Origin of the sequence: Candidatus Reidiella endopervernicosa (genome assembly GCF_013343005.1) — a bacterium.
GTDB lineage: Bacteria > Pseudomonadota > Gammaproteobacteria.
Genome location: NZ_CP054491.1, coordinates 3162387 through 3183636, shown reverse-complemented (window position 1 = coordinate 3183636; position 21250 = coordinate 3162387). Strand labels below are relative to the sequence as shown.

Annotated in this window: 27 protein-coding genes; 17 read left to right on the top strand and 10 right to left on the bottom strand. The window is 50.5% G+C overall.

All coding sequences use genetic code 11. The features are described from left to right. Window positions 1-54: 54 nt before the first annotated feature. A complete protein-coding gene (locus tag HUE57_RS17295) occupies window positions 55-381 on the bottom strand; it encodes a hypothetical protein (protein ID WP_174673611.1) in 327 nt (108 codons plus the stop codon). 94 nt (window positions 382-475) lie between these two features. Here HUE57_RS17295 and HUE57_RS17290 point away from each other — a divergent pair, with 94 nt between their 5' ends. Beyond that, window positions 476-1714: a CHASE domain-containing protein gene (locus tag HUE57_RS17290; RefSeq protein WP_174673610.1), complete on the top strand. Its 1239-nt coding sequence runs from the start codon at window positions 476-478 to the stop codon at window positions 1712-1714. A gap of 67 nt (window positions 1715-1781) precedes the next feature. Here the strand turns inward: HUE57_RS17290 and HUE57_RS17285 are convergent, their stop codons facing one another. Then, entirely contained in the window at window positions 1782-2000 is a 219-nt protein-coding gene (locus tag HUE57_RS17285; RefSeq protein ID WP_174673609.1) for a hypothetical protein, read from the bottom strand. 10 nt (window positions 2001-2010) lie between these two features. Here HUE57_RS17285 and HUE57_RS17280 point away from each other — a divergent pair, with 10 nt between their 5' ends. Next, window positions 2011-3075 carry a PAS domain S-box protein gene (locus HUE57_RS17280; RefSeq protein WP_236860634.1) on the top strand — a complete coding sequence of 355 codons (1065 nt, stop codon included), beginning with the start codon at window positions 2011-2013 and terminating at the stop codon, window positions 3073-3075. Window positions 3076-3157: 82 nt separating this feature from the next. On the opposite strand, the gene HUE57_RS17275 is transcribed toward HUE57_RS17280, so the two are convergent. Continuing rightward, the gene (locus tag HUE57_RS17275) at window positions 3158-3295 is read right to left on the bottom strand and encodes a hypothetical protein (protein WP_174673607.1); all 138 of its coding nucleotides are present in this window, start codon (window positions 3293-3295) and stop codon (window positions 3158-3160) included. Here HUE57_RS17275 and HUE57_RS17270 point away from each other — a divergent pair. From HUE57_RS17270 to HUE57_RS17255, 4 genes are all read left to right on the top strand, one after another. Beyond that, a complete protein-coding gene (locus HUE57_RS17270) occupies window positions 3273-4907 on the top strand; it encodes an EAL domain-containing protein (protein WP_272901994.1) in 1635 nt (544 codons plus the stop codon). The genes HUE57_RS17275 and HUE57_RS17270 overlap by 23 nt on opposite strands. An 870-nt stretch (window positions 4908-5777) precedes the next feature. Then, window positions 5778-5999 (top strand): hypothetical protein, encoded by a 222-nt coding sequence (locus tag HUE57_RS17265; protein WP_174673605.1) that lies wholly within the window; start codon window positions 5778-5780, stop codon window positions 5997-5999. 236 nt (window positions 6000-6235) lie between these two features. Continuing rightward, window positions 6236-7147 (top strand): polyphosphate kinase 2, encoded by a 912-nt coding sequence (gene ppk2 / locus HUE57_RS17260; protein ID WP_078485096.1) that lies wholly within the window; start codon window positions 6236-6238, stop codon window positions 7145-7147. 62 nt (window positions 7148-7209) lie between these two features. Next, the gene (locus HUE57_RS17255) at window positions 7210-7431 is read left to right on the top strand and encodes a hypothetical protein (protein ID WP_078485095.1); all 222 of its coding nucleotides are present in this window, start codon (window positions 7210-7212) and stop codon (window positions 7429-7431) included. A gap of 9 nt (window positions 7432-7440) precedes the next feature. On the opposite strand, the gene HUE57_RS17250 is transcribed toward HUE57_RS17255, so the two are convergent. Both HUE57_RS17250 and HUE57_RS17245 read right to left on the bottom strand, forming a co-directional pair. Next, window positions 7441-8013 (bottom strand): DUF6798 domain-containing protein, encoded by a 573-nt coding sequence (locus HUE57_RS17250; protein ID WP_174673604.1) that lies wholly within the window; start codon window positions 8011-8013, stop codon window positions 7441-7443. A 48-nt stretch (window positions 8014-8061) separates the two neighbouring features. Continuing rightward, complete coding sequence (locus tag HUE57_RS17245) at window positions 8062-8256, bottom strand: hypothetical protein (protein WP_174673603.1); 195 nt, start codon at window positions 8254-8256, stop codon at window positions 8062-8064. A 456-nt stretch (window positions 8257-8712) separates the two neighbouring features. Between HUE57_RS17245 and HUE57_RS17240 the strand changes: the two genes are divergently transcribed. Then, the gene (locus HUE57_RS17240) at window positions 8713-8907 is read left to right on the top strand and encodes a hypothetical protein (protein ID WP_174673602.1); all 195 of its coding nucleotides are present in this window, start codon (window positions 8713-8715) and stop codon (window positions 8905-8907) included. On the opposite strand, the gene HUE57_RS17235 is transcribed toward HUE57_RS17240, so the two are convergent. The 3 genes from HUE57_RS17235 to HUE57_RS17225 all read right to left on the bottom strand — a co-directional run bounded on the left by HUE57_RS17235 (window position 8894) and on the right by HUE57_RS17225 (window position 11528). Beyond that, window positions 8894-9649, bottom strand: a complete 756-nt coding sequence (locus tag HUE57_RS17235) for a hypothetical protein (protein ID WP_174673601.1) — start codon at window positions 9647-9649, stop codon at window positions 8894-8896. The two genes, HUE57_RS17240 and HUE57_RS17235, sit on opposite strands and share 14 nt — an antisense overlap. Before the next feature lie 86 nt (window positions 9650-9735). Beyond that, entirely contained in the window at window positions 9736-11064 is a 1329-nt protein-coding gene (locus tag HUE57_RS17230) for an ArsB/NhaD family transporter (RefSeq protein ID WP_174673600.1), read from the bottom strand. A gap of 59 nt (window positions 11065-11123) precedes the next feature. Beyond that, on the bottom strand, window positions 11124-11528 hold the full coding sequence (locus HUE57_RS17225) for a hypothetical protein (protein ID WP_135622589.1): 405 nt from the start codon (window positions 11526-11528) through the stop codon (window positions 11124-11126). Window positions 11529-11679: 151 nt separating this feature from the next. On the opposite strand from HUE57_RS17225, the gene HUE57_RS17220 reads away from it, so the two are divergent. The 3 genes from HUE57_RS17220 (at window position 11680) to HUE57_RS17210 (ending at window position 16900) form a co-directional block, all read left to right on the top strand. Next, window positions 11680-14157 carry an efflux RND transporter permease subunit gene (locus tag HUE57_RS17220; protein WP_174673599.1) on the top strand — a complete coding sequence of 826 codons (2478 nt, stop codon included), beginning with the start codon at window positions 11680-11682 and terminating at the stop codon, window positions 14155-14157. A gap of 929 nt (window positions 14158-15086) precedes the next feature. Next, window positions 15087-15536: a hypothetical protein gene (locus tag HUE57_RS17215; protein WP_174673598.1), complete on the top strand. Its 450-nt coding sequence runs from the start codon at window positions 15087-15089 to the stop codon at window positions 15534-15536. An 896-nt stretch (window positions 15537-16432) separates the two neighbouring features. Then, window positions 16433-16900, top strand: coding sequence for a hypothetical protein (locus HUE57_RS17210; protein ID WP_174673597.1), 468 nt, complete (start codon window positions 16433-16435; stop codon window positions 16898-16900). Window positions 16901-16955: 55 nt separating this feature from the next. On the opposite strand, the gene HUE57_RS17205 is transcribed toward HUE57_RS17210, so the two are convergent. Beyond that, the gene (locus tag HUE57_RS17205) at window positions 16956-17162 is read right to left on the bottom strand and encodes a hypothetical protein (protein ID WP_174672502.1); all 207 of its coding nucleotides are present in this window, start codon (window positions 17160-17162) and stop codon (window positions 16956-16958) included. A gap of 80 nt (window positions 17163-17242) precedes the next feature. On the opposite strand from HUE57_RS17205, the gene HUE57_RS17200 reads away from it, so the two are divergent. The 5 genes from HUE57_RS17200 (at window position 17243) to HUE57_RS17180 (ending at window position 19928) form a co-directional block, all read left to right on the top strand. Beyond that, on the top strand, window positions 17243-17650 hold the full coding sequence (locus HUE57_RS17200) for a hypothetical protein (RefSeq protein ID WP_236860633.1): 408 nt from the start codon (window positions 17243-17245) through the stop codon (window positions 17648-17650). Further along, window positions 17559-17804 (top strand): hypothetical protein, encoded by a 246-nt coding sequence (locus HUE57_RS17195; protein WP_174673595.1) that lies wholly within the window; start codon window positions 17559-17561, stop codon window positions 17802-17804. The genes HUE57_RS17200 and HUE57_RS17195 overlap by 92 nt, the downstream gene beginning before the upstream one ends. A 481-nt stretch (window positions 17805-18285) precedes the next feature. Further along, complete coding sequence (locus HUE57_RS17190) at window positions 18286-18888, top strand: RHS repeat domain-containing protein (protein ID WP_174673594.1); 603 nt, start codon at window positions 18286-18288, stop codon at window positions 18886-18888. Next, the gene (locus HUE57_RS17185) at window positions 18866-19231 is read left to right on the top strand and encodes a hypothetical protein (protein ID WP_174673593.1); all 366 of its coding nucleotides are present in this window, start codon (window positions 18866-18868) and stop codon (window positions 19229-19231) included. The genes HUE57_RS17190 and HUE57_RS17185 overlap by 23 nt, the downstream gene beginning before the upstream one ends. Before the next feature lie 283 nt (window positions 19232-19514). Beyond that, the gene (locus tag HUE57_RS17180; protein ID WP_174673592.1) at window positions 19515-19928 is read left to right on the top strand and encodes a transposase; all 414 of its coding nucleotides are present in this window, start codon (window positions 19515-19517) and stop codon (window positions 19926-19928) included. A gap of 112 nt (window positions 19929-20040) precedes the next feature. Here the strand turns inward: HUE57_RS17180 and HUE57_RS17175 are convergent, their stop codons facing one another. After that, complete coding sequence (locus HUE57_RS17175) at window positions 20041-20349, bottom strand: hypothetical protein (RefSeq protein ID WP_174673591.1); 309 nt, start codon at window positions 20347-20349, stop codon at window positions 20041-20043. A gap of 84 nt (window positions 20350-20433) precedes the next feature. Here HUE57_RS17175 and HUE57_RS17170 point away from each other — a divergent pair, with 84 nt between their 5' ends. Continuing rightward, window positions 20434-20844 carry a hypothetical protein gene (locus tag HUE57_RS17170; RefSeq protein ID WP_174673590.1) on the top strand — a complete coding sequence of 137 codons (411 nt, stop codon included), beginning with the start codon at window positions 20434-20436 and terminating at the stop codon, window positions 20842-20844. Window positions 20845-20848: 4 nt separating this feature from the next. Then, a complete protein-coding gene (locus HUE57_RS17165; protein WP_174673589.1) occupies window positions 20849-21229 on the top strand; it encodes a hypothetical protein in 381 nt (126 codons plus the stop codon). The last annotated feature ends 21 nt before the right edge of the window (window positions 21230-21250 follow it).

The window sequence follows — 21250 nt, the reverse complement described above, 5'->3', positions numbered from 1 at the left end:
AGGTTTAAATGGGCTGGATAACAACAACTAACCAGATGCTGGCGCTGGTTTGAGTCAAACGCTGACCGCCATGGATAGCGAAGCGAAGGCGGTTAGTCCGCGATAGTCGACGCCGTCTGCATATTCGTAGTTGAGAGCGCGAGCGAACGACGAAGAAGATGCAGCAGCGGCTTTATGTCGGCGTAGAGTCACTGAGGGAGTTGTGTAGAGCCGCGAAGAGGTGATTACGCAACGTACGCAGGACGGTCGGGGCGCCGAAGGCATAAACGGTCGCGTTAAGTTTTTGCTGTTTGCTTGGGCTTGATGCCCAAAACAAACTTTCGCAAAAATAGCGACTCCCCGAAAGAAACTCTCTGTTTTCTTGTCTATATTCAGAGGCATGAGAACAAAGATGCGAGAGACGCCGCTAATAGCGGCGATTGATCACCTGTTACGGCGTATTCCCCCTGAGACTGTTGTTATTGCAACCGCACTGGTGGCGATCTCGGCCTTTATTGGTGTTTACCTTTATGAGCGGCAGGTCGAGGAGATCTCTCTCTCCGTTGAATTTGAAACTGCGGCTGGCGAGCGAATTGATGCGATCAGTAATGAGTTGGCGCGTCATGAGCAGATCGTACGCGCCCTTTCAGCCTTTGTTAAAACCAACCCCAAGGTCTCCAAGGCCGATTACAGCACCTATGTTCGCCAGTTGCTGACGTCACATGGTGATTTTCAGGCTCTCGAATGGATACCCCGCGTAACCCATGATCAGCGGACAGCATTTGAGAGATCTGCGAGCGAACTCTACCCAGGCTTTCAAATCAGTGAGATCAGTGAGGAGGGGGTGCTGGTTGGTGCTGCAGAGCGTGATATCTATTTCCTCGTTTTCTATATCGAACCGACGGATGGAAACGAGAGTGCATTGGGTTTTGATCTTGCCTCAGAGATGGGCCGACGTGTTGCGCTTGAGCAGGCACGTGATAGTGGCCAGTCGTCAACTTCCGATCCACTTAAACTTGTACAAGAAGTGAACGGTGCCGCAGCTTTCCTTCTCTATGTGCCTGTCTATGAAGGTGTAGAGCCACCAGCTTCTGTTGTAGGGCGGCGTAATAGGTTGCTCGGGTTTGCGCTGGGAGTTTTTCACATTAACGATATGGTGGAGGAGGCGATATCGATCCTGAAGCCGCGTGGGATCGATATCTGGATTGATGAGCGATCACAGGATGGGGAATTACAACAAATCTATCGACATCAATCCCGCATCGCCAGTCAATCGATCAGGGCGATGGCATCTTCCGATGCTCGATTCGTAAAGGCGGAGACGATCAAAGTGGCCGGAGGTGAGTGGCGAATAGTCACGGCGCCAGCATCTGGCTACTTTGAACCGCAGTTAGGCTATGCCGCCTGGGTGCTGCTAGTGGGAGGGGTGTTTACAACCCTATTTATTGCCATATATGTCTACTCTTGGCAGCGCCAGTTTCGCGCTACTCAGGAGAGTGATGAGCACTTTCGTTATCTGTTTGAAAATATGGCGCAGGGAGTGGTCTACCAGAATGTAGAAGGAAATATCACCGCTAATAATCCGGCGGCTGAGAGAATTCTTGGTCTTGAAAGGACGGAGTTGAACGGGCGCCACTCGAACGATTCGCGGTGGCAGGCGATTCACATCGATGGGTCTGAATTCCCGTCGCTGACCGCCATGGAGAGCGAAGTGAGGGCGGTTAGTCCCCGATAGTCGACGCCGTCTGTATATTCGTAGTTGAGAGCGCGAGCGAACGACGGAGAAAGATGCAGCAGCGGCTTTATGTCGGCGTAGAGTCACTGAGGGAGTTGTGTAGAGCCGCGAAGAGGTGATTACGCAACGTACGCAGGACGGTCGAGGCGCCGCTGGCATAAACGGTCGCGTGAAGTTTTTGCTGTTTGCTTGGGCTTGGATGCCCAAAACAAACTTTCGCAAAAATAGCGACTCCCGTTGAGACACACCCTTCAATGGTGGCTCTGCATTCAGGGCGTGTGGTCAAGGATGTAGTAATGGGGGTGTACAACCCAATCGAGAGTGGACACCGATGGATACTGGTTAACAGCGTTCCAGAGTTTGAGCCTGACGAGAAGAAGCCCTGCCAGGTGATTACCACCTTTGATGATATTACCGACCTTAAACACGCTACTGAGGAGGCTGAAGCGCAGCGTGATATAGCGCAGAGTTATCTCGATATTGCCGGTGTGATGATGTTGGCGCTTGATCACGACGGAAACGTGATGATGATTAACCGCAAGGGGTTGGAAATTGTCGGTTATAACGAAGATGAGGTGGTTGGGCGTAACTGGTTTGATCTCTGCATCTCGGTAACTGAACAGGAGCGGCTCTGGGGTGAGGTGTTTACACCGCTGCTGTCGGGGCAACATCAGATGGGTGTGATTACCCATGAGAACTGGATTATCAACAGCTCGGGTGAACGGCGATTAATCGAGTGGTCCAATACCGTACTGCAGAGAGACGTAGAGGGAAAGGCGATAGGCACTCTGAGTTCTGGTACCGATGTAACCGAGCGGCGGATGGGTGAAGAGGGGTTGTTGCTGCGTAATCGGGCCGTTGAGGCAACACTCAATGGCGTGTTGATTACCGATGCAATACGCCCAAATAACCGTATTACCTACGTCAATCCAGCCTTCGAACTGATCACGGGCTATCGTGCAGAGGAGGTTATTGGGAAAAATCCAAATTTCCTTCAGGGAATGGAGCAGGAGCAGCCGGAGTTGGAGAAGATCCGCCAGGCCGTTGCCGAACACCGTACCGGCAGCGCACTGCTGCGAAACTATCGTAAGGATGGATCGCTGTTTTGGAATGATCTCCATGTTGCACCGGTTCAGGATGAGAATGGTCGGGTGACGCACTATGTTGGCATTATCAATGATGTTAGCGAATACAAACGTTATGAGAATCAGCTTGAATACCAGGCCAACCATGATGACCTGACCGGATTGCCCAACCGTAACCTGATGCAGGATCGTCTCAGTCAGGCGATCGCCTATGCGCATCGCTATCAACCGCTGACCGCCATGGATAGCGAAGCGAAGGCGGTTAGTCCCCGATAGTCGACGCCGTCTGCCTATTCGTAGTTGAGAGCGCGAGCGAACGACGAAGAAGATGCAGCAGCGGCTTTATGTCGGCGTAGAGTCACTGAGGAGTTGTGTAGAGCCGCGAAGAGGTGATTACGCAACGTACGCAGGACGGTCGGGGCGCCGTAGGCATAAACGGTCGCGTTAAGTATTTGCCGCTTGCTTGGGCTTGGATGCCCAAAACATGCTTCCGCAAAAATAGCGACTCCCCGAGCATGGCAGCGGTGCTGTTTATCGATATTGATCAGTTCAAGGTGATCAATGACAGTCTGGGTCACTCGGTCGGTGATCACATGCTGAAGATATTTGGTGACCGGCTGAAAACCTTTGCTCGCGAAGGCGACACGGTAGCCCGATATGGTGGGGATGAATTTGTGATGGTCTTTGCTGATGTGGGGAGTGTTGATGATATTCCACCGATAGCGAATCGATTACTGGTAGATGTAGCGCAGTCAATCGATTACAAAGATATCAATCTGCATATTACCGTCAGTGCCGGTATTAGCATCTTTCCTCGTGACGGAAGTAATAGTGAGACTCTGCTAAAGAATGCCGATGCGGCGATGTATCGTGCCAAGGAGCTGGAGCGTAATAACTTCCAGTTCTTTACCGAGGAGCTCAATACGCGAGTGATGGAGCGTGTGACACTTGAGAGTGAGCTGCGTCGTGCAATTGAAAACGATGAGTTGTTACTCCACTACCAACCACAGGTGAATCTGGTCAGTGGAAAAATCACCGGTTTTGAAGCGCTGCTGAGATGGGAGAACCCCAAGCATGGTCTGATTCCTCCTAATCGGTTTATTCCGTTGGCAGAGGATACCGGGCTGATTATCCCGATTGGCGACTGGGTGTTACAAACGGCCTGTGCCCAGGCTGTGGCGTGGCGGGAGATGGGGCTGCCGCCCGTGGTGATGTCGATCAACGTTTCAATGCATCAACTGCGGAGTCTGGAGTTTAATCACACCATTGCGGCGGCTCTAAAAAGGCATCAACTGCCAGCAGAACAACTAGAGATTGAGGTGACAGAGAGTGCGCTGATGGATGATCCTGAAGGGGTGAGAAAGTTGCTGGAAAAGGTACGTGACATGGGGGTTATGATCGCTCTGGACGATCTTGGTACCGGTTATTCAAGCCTCAGTCAGTTGAAACACTTCCCCTTCGGTCGGCTCAAGATCGATCAGTCGTTTGTCGCCGAGCTGGTTCATGAGACAGAGAGTGCAGCGATCGTACGTACCATCATCGCCATGTCTCAGGGGCTGGGATTGAATGTGATTGCAGAAGGGGTGGAGACCGAGTCACAACTTTCGATATTACGTAGAAATGGTTGTTACGATATTCAGGGCTACTACTTTAGTCGATCGGTTGAGAGTGCCCAGGCACAAGAGATGTTGCAGAACGGTAACGTGATCGATATACCCAATGACGAAGGAGCGCGTACGCCTACGCTTCTATTGGTTGATGATGAGCCGAATATCCTGAGAGCGCTGAAACGTACGCTCAGGGATGAGGGTTATCACATTCTCGCAGCAGAGAGTGCGGACGAGGCCTTTGAGCTGCTGGCCCAAAATGAGGTGGATGTGATTGTCTCGGATCAACGTATGCCAAAGATGAATGGCGTTGAGTTATTGAATATTGTTAAAGAGCTCTATCCCGATGCCGTTCGCATGATACTGAGTGGTTATACCGATCTTGATACGGTGACCGAAGCAGTCAATAGGGGGTGGATCTACCGCTTCCTCGCTAAGCCATGGGATGACCAGCAGTTGCGCGGTCATATACGCGATGCTTTCTCATCTCATATGCAATAGCAGTTGTCTCAACATAAGTCGCATTAGTGGTCTACGTTTACTGCGCGGTCAGAGGATGTCCGTTTCTGCAGGGTCTGATTGCTGTTGCAGAGAGCTTGTGTGATAGTCGTTTATTCCAACATCACTTTAGATGTTTTCAAAGGAGGTAGTTCGATATGGCTTCAAAGAAAGTGAAAGGTCTGAAAAAAGAGATTAAGGCACGTAAGGGTAAGGTCTCCAAGCAGGAGAAGAAACTCAAAAAATTGAAGAAGGCACTAAAGAAAGCGAAATAATGGACCGGCATGCAGAGCTTTTATTAGTCTGCTACGGACCAGAATAGATAAGGGGAGCAAACGCTCCCCTTTTTTCGGCCTAATAAATGAGGCGTGACTAAGGCGCTCCATATCGAGTTGCGAATTGTTGTCTCATATTAAATAGCCCCGGGATTAGAGCCACAGACAATGTCGTCCTCACGCTTTTTTGTAACTCACCAATCACTGCGCTCCCGATGTCATTATCAGAAGGTCATGCGATCTCTCTAATTTCATGATGCGGGTACACAATCGATGGTTGGATCTGCGTAAGAATGGTGTGTGAATAGAGAGGCTCTTGTCGTTTTTGTGAGGATCAAGTGGAGGAATACCGACGGCTGCGCCATGCTCTGACGATATGGGGACGTAGATGGTCCACGTAACGACTGTTCCGCTGATGAGTGACGACAGGTTTGGATTTGGCATCTCGATTGCCGGGCGCTTATTCTGATTGGTATTTTTCTTTTATCTGTTTTGATAGCTAAAAGTGAGGTGGACTGTCACTAGATTAAGCGTAACTCGTTGATTGGTGGTGAATGCTGAGTGACGGTTGTCCGGGAGTCGCTATTTTTGCGAAAGTTTGTTTTGGGCATCCAAGCCCAAGCAAACAGCAAAAACTTCACGCGACCGTTTATGCCTGCGGCGCCCGACGTCCTGCGTTCGTTGCGTAATCACCTCTTCGCGGCTCTACACAACTCCCTCAGTGACTCTACGCCGACATAAAGCCGTGCTGCATCTTCTCCGTCGTTCGCTCGCGCTCTCAACTACGAATAGGCAGACGGCGTCGACTATCGGGGACTAACCGCCCTCACTTCGCTCTCCATGGCGGTCAGCGGTGGATTATTGTGATTGGGGCTACATTGATTGAGAGATGTGTCGATATTATTAGATGTGGACTCTGAATTATGACGAATATGCCTGTTCAATTCAGAGAATACATATAAAAAACAGTGGCTTCGGCGATGGTTGTGCTTGCTTGATGGCGTCGAGGCGAATAGTCTTAGAGACTTGAATTTACCGAAGTGATAGGAAGCGATTATGTCGACTGACAATGTTCAAAGATTGGAGACTGGAGCGGCTGAGGGTGATGAGGGCAAAAAGAGTGCTCCGGCCACAAAGCGTACCAAGGGTAAGACGAAGAACAAACCGCTGACCAAGACCGATATCTTCAAGCATGGTAACTACCCCTACGATGAGAAGATGGGGCGACGTGAGTATGAGAAGCTCAAGGCGGAGCTGCAGATCGAACTGCTGAAGATGCAGAGCTGGGTCAAGGACACCGGGCAGCGAATCGTGATCCTCTTTGAAGGGCGTGATGCGGCCGGTAAGGGCGGCACCATCAAACGCATTATGGAGCACCTCAATCCACGTGGCGCCCACGTTATCGCGCTGGAGAAACCGAACGAGCAAGAGAAGGGGCAGTGGTACTTCCAGAGATATATCAAACACCTCCCCACTGAGGGTGAGATCGTGCTCTTCGACCGCTCCTGGTACAACCGTGCCGGTGTTGAGAAGGTGATGAACTTCTGTAGCCAGAAAGAGTATCTTGAGTTTATGCGTCAGGCAGCCGAATTAGAACGGATGCTGGTACGCAGTGATATTACCTTCTTCAAGCTCTGGTTCTCGGTCAGCCGTGAAGAGCAGTTCCGCCGCTTCCAGCAGCGTCGCAACGATCCCCTCAAGCAGTGGAAGTTGAGCCCGATTGATCTCGCCTCGCTTGATAAATGGGATGAGTACACCGAGGCGAAGGAGGCGATGTTCTTCTATACCGATACCGCTGATGCCCCCTGGACGGTGATCAAGTCCGATTGCAAGAAACGGGCGCGAATCAATGCGCTGCGCCACATCCTCAATCGACTCGACTATCCAAACAAAGACCCCAAGGTTGTCTCTGATCCCGATCACCTGATCGTTGGCAGCGCCAGAGAGATTACAGAGGCGGATGAATAGCGCCTTCTATCCTCAAGCCAGAGACGATGGAACATAGTTAATAATTATCTGGAGATACAGACATGACACGCAAACATCTGATCCATGCACAGCATGTGGTCGACGTCTTTAAAGAGAAGCTCAGCGATAGCGGACGCCAGCATGTGGGTGGTCGTCACTTTGACGAGTTGGCTCTGCTGGTGGAGTCGGCGATCAGTACCGCCGTGCTTGAGGCGATGGAGCACACGGCAGATACGCTAGTGGCGCAGGCAGAGAAGCTGCGTAAAGAGGCTGAGCACGTTTAGAACCCTTGATTAACCTCCGTAGCGACCAGTACCAATAGTCATCTCACCGATCTGTTGGTCTGGTTTACGGAGTATGGGCTTGGCTATTCCAATCCTGGCCTCATAGAGGCGATAACGTTCATCCTGGTAGACCGGTTTTTGCGCGAATAGCGATGCCATCTGGTCGTCCATTTTCTGAGTCGTTATTACGTGTGTCACCCCATACTCTGCAATGAGCTGAGTGAGTGCATCTCTCCTCTCTGTAGCTGTATCTGAATAATAAAAATCATCTGCTAGACCGACACGTTTATGCCACTCTATGACCTCCGTGTCTTTGTAGGGGTGTGATTTCCAGTTCACCAGAATCGGTATGCCTGTATCGAGTCTGAAAGCATAGAGCCTCTGATCACGTACCGGAAGTAGAATCAGATTGTCCTGACCCGCCAGAGCGATTGCGGTCTGAATGAGTTGCTCCGTTCCGTTATTGGCGTAACGTTTAAATTTTCCCTTAGTGCTATTAATCCCTGACATGATTGCGGGGATGATGAGTAGTGCACCTATCAGATATAGCGCTCTGTTCGGGAGTCGATCGCTGACCGCCATGGATAGCGAAGCGAAGGCGGTTAGTCCCCGATAGTCGACGCCGTCTGCCTATTCGTAGTTGAGAGCGCGAGCGAACGACGAAGAAGATGCAGCAGCGGCTTTATGTCGGCGTAGAGTCAGTGAGGAGTTGTGTAGAGCCGCGAAGAGGTGATTACGCAACGTACGCAGGACGGTCGGGGCGCCGTAGGCATAAACGGTCGCGTTAGTATTTGCCGCTTGCTTGGGCTTGGATGCCCAAAACAAGCTTCCGCAAAAATAGCGACCCCCCGGGATCTAACCATCTTGCAAGGTGATTCCCAATCCAGCCAGCAACAACGGTGCTGGATAGCGGTATCAAAAGGACCGAGATACGCCACGGTGTTGCAAAAGAGATGGCTGGCAACTCAAAGAGATAGAGGGCGATGATGGCTAAGGTAATAAATGAAAACAGAACGGTGAGTGGTAGAAAGAGTCTGGATTTTCTTCCAAGTAGCCAGAGTGCGCTGATGCATATACCCAGTTGAATTGCAGTAGAGAGACTAAGCCAGTGAGAGACCTGTGTGTGGTGGGGGATGCGCTCTCTGGAAAGGATGTCGATCGACTGTTGCCACGCTTCTGGGCTGGTTGGGCCAAGCGCACCGAAGTAGTAGATAAGTAGCGGTGCCAGCAGAGCGCTAAAGATAATGGCAGGCGCCGGGGAGTCGCTATTTTTGCGAAAGTTTGTTTTGGGCATCAAGCCCAAGCAAACAGCAAAAACTAACGCGACCGTTTATGCCTGCGGCGCCCCGACCGTCCTGCGTACGTTGCGTAATCACCTCTTCGCGGCTCTACACAATTCCCTCAGTGACTCTACGCCGACATAAAGCCGCTGCTGCATCTTCTCCGTCGTTCGCTCGCGCTCTCAACTACGAATAGGCAGACGGCGTCGACTATCGGGACTAACCGCCCTCACTTCGCTCTCCATGGCGGTCAGCGTGAGTGCGCGAAGCAGGGATCGTTGTTCGCGGTAGATGATGAAGCCATAGCTGGCTGTCAGTAGTAGTGAGGGGAAGATATACGCGCCAGGGTGTAACAGTGCCGCTACACTAAGCCACAGCGAGCTGAAAAGGGTCTGTTTGCGAAGAAAGCTATTGATCGAAAGAAAAACAAAAATACCAAAAACACAGGGCTGAAAGTAGTTGCCCAGAAGATATTGGTAAGCCATGCCTCCTGTGGCAACGCTTGGTATCGCGTAGTGTAAGGAGAAAAATAGCAGGATAAATATGAATGACGCTCGGCTGCCGGTTTGAATTGAGAATAGTTTTTCGGCGATGGCGTTGAGTGAAAGGAAGTAGAGTAGTAGCAGTAATAAAAATGCTGCATAGCTGAGTTCTATCGTATTCAACTCATAGAAGGCTCTGATGATTGCGGTGAAGATGGGAAGTGGATCGATACTGTTTGCGAGCCAGTCCTGACTTAGTTGGCCATGATTGGTCTGCCCGGCAGCAATCAGGAACTTAGTGTTCTGGTTGTCGGTGTAGAGTGGTTTGTAGGTGAAGCTAAGCGCAAATAGCAGAGCTGCTATTAAAATGAAAATCGTTTGATTGGCTGTTTTGTTAGGACGTTTCTGCTGCGTGCTTTGTAGGTCTGTCGGGTTGCCGTTTATTTCGGATTTCACTTCAAATACTCAATATGTCCATTCACTGATCGTGAGCATAGTACGCCAAGAGAGCTCTTCTGACGATGGACTCACACTGGTTGTGATTATGCGAAGTAGCTGAAGAAAAGCAGGTGGGCGGCGGAGGAGATCATCAGTCCACTGAGCATTGCCGGTATACCGATCTTCAACCATGCGATCGGCGTTATACGTGCCTCGGGAATGCCACACCGTTCCGATTCGCTGATACAGATGATATTGGCTGTAGCGCCAATGTGAGAACCGTTGCCACCCAGACCGACGCCGATTGCCAATGCCCACCAGAGCGGGGTGATGTTGACGCCACTCGACTCCAGGCCGGTGATGATCGGGATCATCGCCACCGTGAAGGGGATGTTGTCGACCATGGCTGAGATCAGTGCCGAGACCCACATTAGCAGCAGGCAGGCTATTAGCAGTTGCTCAGGGTCTTGTGCGGCTGCGGCGAGTTGATGGCCGATCAGATCAAGTAGCCCCGAGGCCTCAACCCCACCGACCAGAATGAATAGCCCGGCAAAGAAGATCAGCACCGACCATTCGACCTTGCCGAATAGTGGCTCGGGTGCAGGGCGATTGAGCAACATCGCAATCGACACACCGACAAAGGCGACGTAGCTGGGGTAGAGGTGGATGCGGTGGTGGACAAAAAAGAGAACGATGACGACAGCCAGTGCAAACAGGCCGCGTTTGAGTCCTGCCGGATCGGTGATGGCGCGTGTCTCGTCAAGATCGAGCAGCGTCATAGGGTTTTCGCTGCTGAGCTGTTTACGAAACAGGATGAGCAGCAGCAGTGTGGTTGCAATCCAGATTACCGCCACCATCGGTGCCATGTGGATAAAGAACTCGACAAAGGGGATGTTGCCTGCACTACCAATCATCAGGTTGGGTGGATCGCCGACCAGTGTTGCAGCGCCTCCGATGTTGGAGAGCATCGCCTCGGCCATCAGGTAGGGCATTGGATTGATAGTGAGTATGCGGGTGATCAGGACCGTCAGCGGGGCGAAGATCAGTACCGTGGTGACGTTGTCGAGAATCATCGAGATCACACTCACCGCCAGGGTGAGGTAGATCAACAGGCGTCGGGGATCTCCACCAGAGAGTTTGGCGATCTTGATGGCGAGATACTCAAATCCACCGGTAGAGCGCAGCATCACCACCACCACCATCATCATGCCAGCGAGCAGTAACAGGGTGTTACCGTCGAGCGCCTGCATCGCCTGCTCCTGACTGTAGAAGCCGAACATGGTGCCACAACCGACCATCACGACTGCGCCGATAATGGCGACGTTGCTACGGTGGCAGACCTCACTGAAGATCATCAGATAGGTGGCGAGCAGAATGGCTCCTGCCAACCACATGAACTGTGGATGTGCCGTCTCGGCAATCATCGCTTCCATTCTCTACAGCTCCAGATGGCCAGTGGACTCAATAATCCGTTTTGAAATCGCCATGTGGGTCACGATGCCGCGGTAGTTGCCATCCTCGATGAGGAAGATGTAGGCGCTGTTGAGCTGCTCCATAAAGGCGAGCCCTTTGATAAGTGGTGAGTTGGGGTGGCATGGGGGAAGTCGCTGAGCAGATAGCGCTCAACAGGCTCGTCGAGTAGTCGTCGGGCGTCGATATGCGGGATATTGACCGCTTCAATCTCATCGCCCAGCAGGTGGGCGGTGTCGATCATAAAATGGGGAATGCAGCACTCTTTGAAACAGTGACGTATCGAAATTCGACCGACAATCTCACCCTGTTCATTGGCGAAGGGGAGACCGGGTACATCGCTCTTTACACACTCACGAAGGAATTCGCCAATACTCATCCCGGCGCGCATAACGGCAGTGGGGATTGCCAGATTCTTGAGATCCATTAGGTGGGGCTCCTGAAGCAACATTAGGCGACTTTTATTATCTGTCCATTCTATACTCATAGCCCACAGATGGGGGAGGGAAGATGCAACGTGTCGTCAGTGGAAGCGTTCAATCAGTAGGGGGTGCTTTCGTGCTGTTTGGGTGGTGTCGATGAAAGATACGTTGCAGAATCTGTACGATCGTCTAGTGCTCGATCGTCCAAAACTGACACTGCTAATGGTGTTGCTGGCAACGTTGCTCTTCGCCTCTTTTATACCCGACTTCAAGCTCGATATCTCTGCTGACTCTCTGGTGCTGGAGCAGGATGAGGATCTTCACTACTACCGAGCGATCCGAGCTCGTTATGGCTCAGATGACTATCTGATCATTACCTACTCACCCAAGGGTGGGCTGTTTGAGGCGCAGACGCTCGATGATCTTCGTCGCCTGCGTGACGCGCTGCTGAAGATAGAGCGTGTTGAGTCGGTGCTCTCAATTCTCGATGTACCACTGCTGGAGAGTCCACCGATTGGACTTCAAGAGTTACAGCGGCAGACGCCAACACTCGATAGTGAAGGTGTTGATCGACAGCTCGCTGCGGTTGAATTGCAGCAGAGTCCGCTCTATCGCAATCGACTGGTTGGGGAGGAGGGCGATACCACCGCTCTACAGGTCAACTTCAAACGCGATGAGACCTACCTGCGCCTGCGCAGTGAACGTGATGCGCTGCGTGAACGTGAGCTGGAGCAGCCACTCTCTCAGCACCAATCAGAGCAACTGACTCAGCTGACCGATCAATTTAAACGCTACAGCAGTGAGTTGATGGTGCAGGAGGAGGTCGATATCGCGCAGATTCGCGAGATACTCGATCAACATCGCAATCGTGCCGAGCTGCATCTTGGCGGTCTGCCAATGATCGTCGCCGACATGATGGAGTTTGTGCGTCATGACCTACGGGTCTTCGGAGTCGGTGTGATTGTGATTCTGGCAATGTTATTAACCATAGCGTTTCGCCAGCCACGTTGGGTATTCCTGCCGATCACCACTGCGCTGGTTGCCTGCGTGATTACCGTCGGATTACTAGGGCTCTACGAGTGGCGCATCACGATCGTCTCCTCGAACTTCATTACCCTGCTGCTGATCTTCTCACTCTCACTCACCATCCACCTGGTGGTTCGTTATCGCGAACTGCAGATGCTCCACCCCGATGCCGAGCAGCGCTATCTGGTCCGTGAGACGGTCTACAGCAAGGTGCTGCCATCGTTCTATACCGTTATCACCACCATGGTCGCCTTCGGTTCGCTGGTGGTGAGCGGGATTCGCCCCGTGATCGACTTTGGCTGGATCATGGTGATAGGTCTCGGTGTCGCCTTCCTGCTCGCCTTTACCCTCTTCCCGGCTGTGCTGATGTTGATGCGACCCGGTGAACGGCGTAAACGCCACGACATCACCGCCCACATCACCGACTTCACCGCCCATGTGATTGAGAATCACAGCACCACCGTATTGTTGGTGACATTGGTGGGTGCGATTGTGAGTGCGGTCGGTATTACTCGGCTAACGGTTGATAACCGTTTTATCGACTACTTCAAACAGGAGACCGAGATATTCCAGGGCATGTATCTAGTCGATCAGAAGCTGGGTGGGACCACGCCGCTCGATGTGGTGATTGAGGCCCCTTCCGATTTCTTTGAAGAGGAGGAGCTCGATCCGGAAGATCAATACATACCCCAGGGCGAGGCGGGCATCACCGCCACCAGCTACTGGTTCAACAGCTATGCACTCGATGAGATCGAGGCAATCCACGCCTATCTCGACGGCATCAATGAGACCGGCAAGGTGCTCTCGCTCTCAACCAGCATGTCAGTGCTAAAACAACTCAATCAGGGGCGACCGCTCGACGACTACTTTATGTCGATTCTTTATAAGCGACTCCCGGAGGATGTGAAGGCGAGCATGGTTTCACCCTACATCTCAGAGGATGGCAATCAACTCCGCTTTGCAGTGCGTGTTTATGAGTCAGATGTGGCAATGGTGCGTCAGGCACTACTCGATAAGATCCACCGTGATCTAACCACGCACTTTGGCTTAGCTGACGAACAGGTGCGTCTTAGCGGTATGATGGTGCTATTCAACAATATGTTGCAGAGCCTGTTTAAATCACAGGTGCTGACCCTCGGTGCCGTTTTTCTCGCCATTATGGTGATGTTTGCGGTGCTATTCCGCTCAATACGGATTGCATTAATAGCTATCATTCCCAATCTATTCGCCGCTTCGGTGGTGCTGGGATTGATGGGTTGGCTAGGCGTACCGCTCGATATTATGACCATCACCATCGCCGCGATTAGCGTCGGTATCGGCGTCGATGACACCATTCACTACGTGCACCGCTATGGCGAAGAGTTACAGAAGGATTGGGACTACAAGGAGGCGCTGTTCCGCTCCCACAACTCGATCGGTCGGGCGATGTACTTCACCACCGTCACCATTACCGTCGGCTTCTCGATTCTAGTCCTCTCCAGCTTCGTACCGACCATCTACTTTGGTATCCTCACCGCCTTTGCCATGGTTACTGCACTGACAGCAAACGTGACTGTGTTGCCTATACTGCTTGAGAAGCTACAGCCTTATGGTGATGGCAACAGTTAGTATATGTAGAGTGTGGGTGGCTGTCTGTGAGTTCTATTGGTGGGTGTTTTGTCTGTCGTCATAGGTGGGGTTTAGAGCTTGGTCGCCTGTTCGATTAAGGAGTTTTAGGACTGTTTGTGATGGATGATGATAAACGTGAGTTGCGTATGCATGTTGGTGCGCATAAAACCGCAACTACTCATTTGCAGGACACATTAAATCTAATTCAGTCAGATTTAAACAAGTCAGTCATTGGATATATCCTAGAGATGTTATTCAGCCTCCGCTGACCGCCATGGAGAGCGAAGTGAGGGCGGTTAGTCCCCGATAGTCGACGCCGTCTGCCTATTCGTAGTTGAGAGCGCGAGCGAACGACGGAGAAGATGCAGCACGGCTTTATGTCGGCGTAGAGTCACTGAGGGAGTTGTGTAGAGCCGCGAAGAGGTGATTACGCAACGAACGCAGGACGTCGGGGCGCCGCAGGCATAAACGGTCGCGTGAAGTTTTTGCTGTTTGCTTGGGCTTGGATGCCCAAAACAAACTTTCGCAAAAATAGCGACTCCCCGGGCTTGTTTAGGTTAATGAAGGAGTGTCGCGGATTTAAGGCAATAAAGCGCAGTCTTCTTCCTGACTCTATAACAAGGAGACGAGTAAAAAGAATCTTGTTTTCAGATGATGAATTATTCGAAAAGATGGTTTTGTCGGAAGAGCATGTGTTGGGGTCCTTGATTGATGCGCTGTCAGTCAATCCATATAGTAATGTTAGCCGTAGGATGGAACTTATAAGGCATCTTTCGTCTGAATTCGACCTGAAGATATTTGTATCTATTCGTGGTTTTGATCAGATCTATCCAGGGGCTTATGCGACGGCGCTAAAATACAATCAAAAAGTGCGGTAAAGGCAAAGGAGAGCCTGTTGATAGCACTAAAAACAAGTGTATTCGAGCTGGGTGGATGTTATTGGGCGTGTGAAATCTTTGTTGCCATCGGTAGATGTTAAGGTTTGGACCCATAACGATTATCGTAATAACGCGTGTCAGATTATTTGTGAGTTATTGGGAGAAAAGATAAAGCGTATACCAGTCATTGCTCCTCCAGTAAGAACAATGACACCATCCTTTCGTGCTGTTAGTGAGGTCGAAGATATGGCTCTGTTGATAGCAGATAAGCCAGCTGGCTGGGAGTTGGAGTGTGCTCGTATTTATGAAAATAATCTGGCCCATGCTGAGGATGATAAATATACTTTTCTGGATGATGAGTTGATATTTAATCTAAGAGCTAGGTTTCAGGATGACTTGCGAATGATGTCCAAATTGTGGCCAGACGATATTATTAGCGTGTCTGAAGGTGGGGTGTCAGAAAAAGGTGGTCAGAGAACAGCTCTTGCGAGTATCGAGTGATATATTTTTCTAGCAGAGGCGCCGAGTTGTACCGCTAAAACACGATGTAATCAGCTGACACTTGAGTCCAGTGTAAGATTCTCCCAATAATCCGAGCATGCTTATTGAGTAACGTGGGGTTTCTTTATATTCATTCCCGTATGCTCTTAAATTCTGATGCTTGCCAACTTTGTGTCGACCATCTACTTTGGCATCCGCATTGCCTCTGTCATGATTGTTGCATTGACCGCATGCGTCATCTTGTTGCCTATACTGCTGGAGAAGTTGCGGTCCTATTCACAAAATGATTGATCTGCATCAGGTGATTTGTGGTTATTAGAAGCATTGATTGAGTCACAGTTTTAAATTGCTATCTGGGATAGCTTGTTGGGTGAGGGCTCTTGTCAGTAGGCAGTGTGTGGGTGGGTAGATGGAGAAAAATAGACGACGTTACCAGCGAATTGCGCTCTTCTGACGGCGCAGGCAACCAATAGCATGGGGAGTGCGATCTCGATTGAGTTGGTTGAACTGTCGCTGCAGGGGTTGCGTTGCGGTGTGATCAGGCGGGTATCGAACATCTTGAGGAGCTTGATCCAAAGACCGGACGCCCCGCTTTCCTGTGCAGATTCAGCTCAATTATGAACTCGACTATCAGGGAGTATCCAGCGTTATAGCTGTAGTCTCAGGCTGGTTCACAAACAGCGACGCTCACAGAATGACTATCGGTGTGGTTTCCTGTTGCTCGAGCTTCTGCAAGGAGATCGTGAAAAGTTGGTTGCTTATATCGATCAGCGTGCTGCCGAATGATCTTTTCTGATAGGTGACACATAAAAAGCCCGGAACTATCCGGGCTTTTTGTCGAGATGAACTAATTCATTAGTTATCTATCCCTGGTGGATTAAAAGACCAGATTCATCATGATCATCATCACGACCAGGAACAGCACGGTCATAATGCCGCCCGCCTTAATAAAGGTGCCGGAGGGATTAAAAGATTTAATCCCTCCGGCACCTTTTCCCGCCTTTCCTGGTGCATCAACCAGCAACTATCAGCACGACGCCAACGGCAATACTCTTGCTGATGGAGAGCATACCTACCGCTACGACGCACGCAGCCGTCTGGTTGACGTTGATGGAGGCAATGTCGCTACCTATCACTACAATGCCCTGGGCCAACGCATCGCAAAGGTGAAGCCCAGTGGTGGCCCCGACTATCTGGCACTGGCAGAACAGGCCGAAGCGCTCGCAGCTAGCCATGCCGAAGAGGCGCAAAGACTGGAGGGAGAGGTGATGGCCACCACACAAGCGGCCAGCGCCCTGCGTAGTGAGGCTGACCAGCGCGATGCGTGGGCCGTAGCGCTCAGAGCTACAGCTGACCAGCGCTGACCGCCATGGAGAGCGAAGTGAGGGCGGTTAGTCCCCGATAGTCGACGCCGTCTGCCTATTCGTAGTTGAGAGCGCGAGCGGACGACGAAGAAGATGCAGCAGCGGCTTTATGTCGGCGTAGAGTCACTGAGGGAGTTGTGTAGAGCCGCGAAGAGGTGATTACGCAACGTACGCAGGACGGTCGGGGCGCCGAAGGCATAAACGGTCGCGTTAAGTTTTTGCTGTTTGCTTGGGCTTGGATGCCCAAAACAAACTTTCGCAAAAATAGCGACTCCCCGGCAGGAGGTCGAAGCGACGGCATTTGATCAGCAGGCTGCCGATAAGGAGCAACAGGCACCTCTATTGGAAACGCAGGCGGCACAACTGCGCCTCGATGCCCAGCAGCTCTATAGTGATGCCGAGGCACTAGTCGCTGCTGAGGCAGGCAGCTATCTCGATAAGGTCGCCACACTCCAGGGCAGAATCGATGCACATCAAGCGATGATTGCCGATAATGAGCAGCGGATTACCCAGATCGAACTACTCATCAATCCCAATCCAGTCACCAAATCGGAGCAGCAGTCCAACGACAAGTGGCTATCGGGAGTCGCTATTTTTGCGGAAGAATGTTTTGGGCATCCAAGCCCAAGCAAGCGGCAAATACTTAACGCGACCGTTTATGCCTTCGGCGCCCCGACCGTCCTGCGTACGTTGCGTAATCACCTCTTCGCGGCTCTACACAACTCCCTCAGTGACTCTACGCCGACATAAAGCCGCTGCTGCATCTTCTTCGTCGTTCGCTCGCGCCTCAACTACGAATATGCAGACGGCGTCGACTATCGGGACTAACCGCCTTCGCTTCGCTATCCATGGCGGTCAGCGCGTGAGATCGATCATCTTAACAAGGAGAATCAGCGCCTTCTGAGCAAGATCGCACACCTAGGAGTCCAGCGGGACAAATGGCAGGCGAAGGCCGATCCTTTTATCGCGCAGGCTGATGTCATCCGCGCCGAGGGTGTTGGACTGATTGCGGAGGCGGAGAGGCTTGAAACGCTGGCGGCTACGCAGCTTGCAGAGGCGGCAGACGCACGAGCGATGGCTGTAACGCTACGCACAGAGGCAGCAGATAACCGGCTACTGGCAGATGCCGATCTAGCGACCGCAGTTACCAAACGAAGTGAGGCGTCGACGCTGGATGCTCTGTCTTCTCAGCTCAGCGACGGTGCGCTTGCCGAACGAGAACTCGAGAGTGCAGCCATTGCCGAGGCGGAGTACTATCGTCAACTCGCCGCCGAAAACCCTGGCGGTAGCTCAACAACACTCTTCGCTTACAACGAATCGGGAGCACTGCTTGGTGAGTATGATAACCAGGGAATCCGATTCAGGAGACGGTTTGGCTCGGAAGCATGCCGGTCGCTACTTTGCAGAGCGGAAACATCTACCCAGTACATACCGACCATCTCGGTGCGCCGAGGGTTATCACCGATGCATCAGGTGGTATTGTCTGGCAGTGGGTTAGTGACCCATTTGGCACTACCATCGCAAATAGTGATCCGGATGGGGATGGGCAACACTTTGTCTACAGCCTTAGGTTCCCGGGGCAGTATTATGATGCGGAGACGGGGAGGCATTACAATTACTTTAGGGACTATGATCCCAATACAGGTAGGTACATCCAGTCAGATCCTATAGGATTAGAGGGAGGGTTAAATACGTATCTGTACTCAAACGCAAACCCAATTAACTACTTTGATTTGTTTGGCCTGATGAGCAACTACATGGCATGCATTGTTGACTGCAACATGATATTTGATTGGGATACGCAAGACCGACTGGATACACTTATTGGATACCACACAGATTGCTCATTCAAAAGCAGGCAAGCAGTAGGAAACTGCGCTGTTGCTGCAATAGGTACTGATATTGGGCTAACATACTATAACCGCGGAAAACTTCAGAAATGCCTGATGCAGTGTAAGGATTATCATGAAAGCGATTGTAATGAATAATATAAAATTCGTTGCTGCACTTGCATTAATTGTATTTGAGCCAAAGCTCTTATTGGCAGGTGATGCTGGCTATATAAATAATTATTTGAGAGATATGTCTAGTAATAACGTATTGATTTTATGCGAAAGCATTCAGTTAAATGGCAACATTTACTCAAGCAAGGCCGAATGCACTAAAGATGCAACAAGGCTTTCGGAGGTCTGCAATGAACTCATCAAACCGCTCTTGCCGGGCTTGGATGATGAAAGAAGCACAAATGAAATAGGATTGGTGTTTGGTAATTTATCACTGCTTCACATGTATTGCATGAAAGGGAAGGTCTTTGAGGATTCTGCGAAATAGATGCCCAATCACATGATCAGCAGAGCGCAGATCTTTGGTGCAAGATTGTTTTGACCAGACCGGTCAATAGCAGCACCCGGTCAGCCTTCGCCGGTTTCGGTGGTCAGTTGTTAGCAGCACGGTGGGCAATCGGGTGCAGCGCCTGCAACTGCGTATTCCAGCAAGATTGACCACCTTGGCTGGTTTCCTCTCGAAAATAAAGGTGCCGGAGGGATTAAAAATAACCAATTATCCGTTAATCTCCTAATAGCCCTATTTATTAGGTCGAAGAAAGGAGCTGCGAATGCCAAGAAGAGAACGGATGTATCTATCAGGCTTGCCTTGCCATATTGTCCAGAGGGGCAATAATCGAGAAGCCTGTTTTGTTGACGCAGAGAACTACCAGTATTACTTAAGCCTTTGGAAAACATGTGCGAAGCGCTATGGAGTATCAGTGCATGCCTATTGCCTGATGACTAACCATATACACTTTCTTGTTACTCCCGATACAGAAGAGTCGATATCAAAAGCGATGAGTGTCGTGGGCAGTCGGTATGCCTATTACTTTAATCGAACTTACAGGCGTAGTGGCACAATTTGGGAAGGTAGGCATAAATCAAGTTTGGTTCAAAGTGAGCGTTATTTGCTCACGTGCATGCGTTATATTGAGTTAAATCCAGTTGTGGCAAAACATGGTGGCAAAGCCAGAGGATTATAAATGGTCGAGCTATATGGTAAATGCCTGGGGTAGAGATAGTGCGCTCGTGCCTCATGCTGAATACTTAAGACTTGACAAAGACAAGGAGTCGCGATGTTTTGTCTATCGTGAGTTATTTAAGTGTCAACTTTCTGAACATGATGTTCATGCCATCGCTGACCGCCATGGATAGCGAAGCGAAGGCGGTTAGTCCGCGATAGTCGACGCCGTCTGCATATTCGTAGTTGAGAGCGCGAGCGAACGACGAAGAAGATGCAGCAGCGGCTTTATGTCGGCGTAGAGTCACTGAGGGAGTTGTGTAGAGCCGCGAAGAGGTGATTAGGCAACGAACGCAGGACGGTCGGGGCGCCGTAGGCATAAATGGTCGCGTTAAGTTTTTGCTGTTTGCTTGGGCTTGGATGCCCAAAACAAACTTTCGCAAAAATAGCGACTCCCCGAAGAAAAGCGGGTGAGTATTGCCAGCCTATTGGTGATGATAGGTTTAAGGTGGAAATAGAAGAAAAGTATGGTTTTAAGCTTGGGCAAATGTCGCGAGGAAGGCCAAAAAGGGAGTTGGTTAAGATTTAATCACTCCGGCACCTTTTGGCTGAATGTCTCTTCAGGGTGCGGATTGCGTATTTTATGTAGAGAAATTGATGAGGGTTGTGAAGGTGAAGAGGTGAAGAGGATTTGGTATCCAAGAAATGGTGGTTCAGTCACATTTAATACTTCAGTTCCTTTGAGGGATTATGGGACTACTGATGTTCCTATCATAGGATCGATTAGGCAGTTAACCCTATTGAAGGTGTTTTTCTTGGGTGATGCCGCTGCAGCTGCATCAAGCAATATTGAAAAATCCTTAGTTAATAAGTATGGGAGTCTCTCGTTAGCTGCAACAGCTATATGTAAGGCAACATCATTGTTGCCCGTTCATTAAATTTATGATGTTTGACACTATTATGATTGCTTCTGATATGACGAGAAAGAAGTTTGTATTGTGGTTTCTTGGCTCTGTGGTTGGGGTGGTTATATTAAACAGGGTTTTAGCGATGAATTTTGGTGATACGTATCTTTATGTATCAATATTCGTTTCTGTTGTTGTGGTGTCGGTCTTTACTTTGTTGTTTTATTTGAGGGCTAGTTATTTAGGTGCTTCGAAGTTGCTGGCTGTAATTCCAGTTGTGTCCTTGGTGCTTAGTGATAAATTTATTATTACTCTAGGCTTTGAAGTTGGTGCGGTATACATCATATATGTCTTGCCGGGTATACATATGTTATTGATTCTTTTTCTCTTGTTTTACTTAGAAAAGACAAGCCAATAATTACCGAACCTAAAGGGTCAG

Coding starts and splice junctions, on each gene's coding strand:
- HUE57_RS17295 (WP_174673611.1), bottom strand. CDS start 381: ATGCCTCTGAATATAGACAAGAAAACAGAGAGTTTCTTTCGGGGAGTC.
- HUE57_RS17280 (WP_236860634.1), top strand. CDS start 2,011: ATGGGGGTGTACAACCCAATCGAGAGTGGACACCGATGGATACTGGTT.
- HUE57_RS17270 (WP_272901994.1), top strand. CDS start 3,273: ATGCCCAAAACATGCTTCCGCAAAAATAGCGACTCCCCGAGCATGGCA.
- ppk2 (WP_078485096.1), top strand. CDS start 6,236: ATGTCGACTGACAATGTTCAAAGATTGGAGACTGGAGCGGCTGAGGGT.
- HUE57_RS17255 (WP_078485095.1), top strand. CDS start 7,210: ATGACACGCAAACATCTGATCCATGCACAGCATGTGGTCGACGTCTTT.
- HUE57_RS17250 (WP_174673604.1), bottom strand. CDS start 8,013: ATGGCGGTCAGCGATCGACTCCCGAACAGAGCGCTATATCTGATAGGT.
- HUE57_RS17230 (WP_174673600.1), bottom strand. CDS start 11,064: ATGGAAGCGATGATTGCCGAGACGGCACATCCACAGTTCATGTGGTTG.
- HUE57_RS17225 (WP_135622589.1), bottom strand. CDS start 11,528: ATGGATCTCAAGAATCTGGCAATCCCCACTGCCGTTATGCGCGCCGGG.
- HUE57_RS17220 (WP_174673599.1), top strand. CDS start 11,680: ATGAAAGATACGTTGCAGAATCTGTACGATCGTCTAGTGCTCGATCGT.
- HUE57_RS17210 (WP_174673597.1), top strand. CDS start 16,433: ATGATCATCATCACGACCAGGAACAGCACGGTCATAATGCCGCCCGCC.
- HUE57_RS17195 (WP_174673595.1), top strand. CDS start 17,559: ATGCCTTCGGCGCCCCGACCGTCCTGCGTACGTTGCGTAATCACCTCT.
- HUE57_RS17190 (WP_174673594.1), top strand. CDS start 18,286: ATGCCGGTCGCTACTTTGCAGAGCGGAAACATCTACCCAGTACATACC.
- HUE57_RS17185 (WP_174673593.1), top strand. CDS start 18,866: ATGAAAGCGATTGTAATGAATAATATAAAATTCGTTGCTGCACTTGCA.
- HUE57_RS17180 (WP_174673592.1), top strand. CDS start 19,515: ATGCCAAGAAGAGAACGGATGTATCTATCAGGCTTGCCTTGCCATATT.
- HUE57_RS17170 (WP_174673590.1), top strand. CDS start 20,434: ATGGTTTTAAGCTTGGGCAAATGTCGCGAGGAAGGCCAAAAAGGGAGT.
- HUE57_RS17165 (WP_174673589.1), top strand. CDS start 20,849: ATGATGTTTGACACTATTATGATTGCTTCTGATATGACGAGAAAGAAG.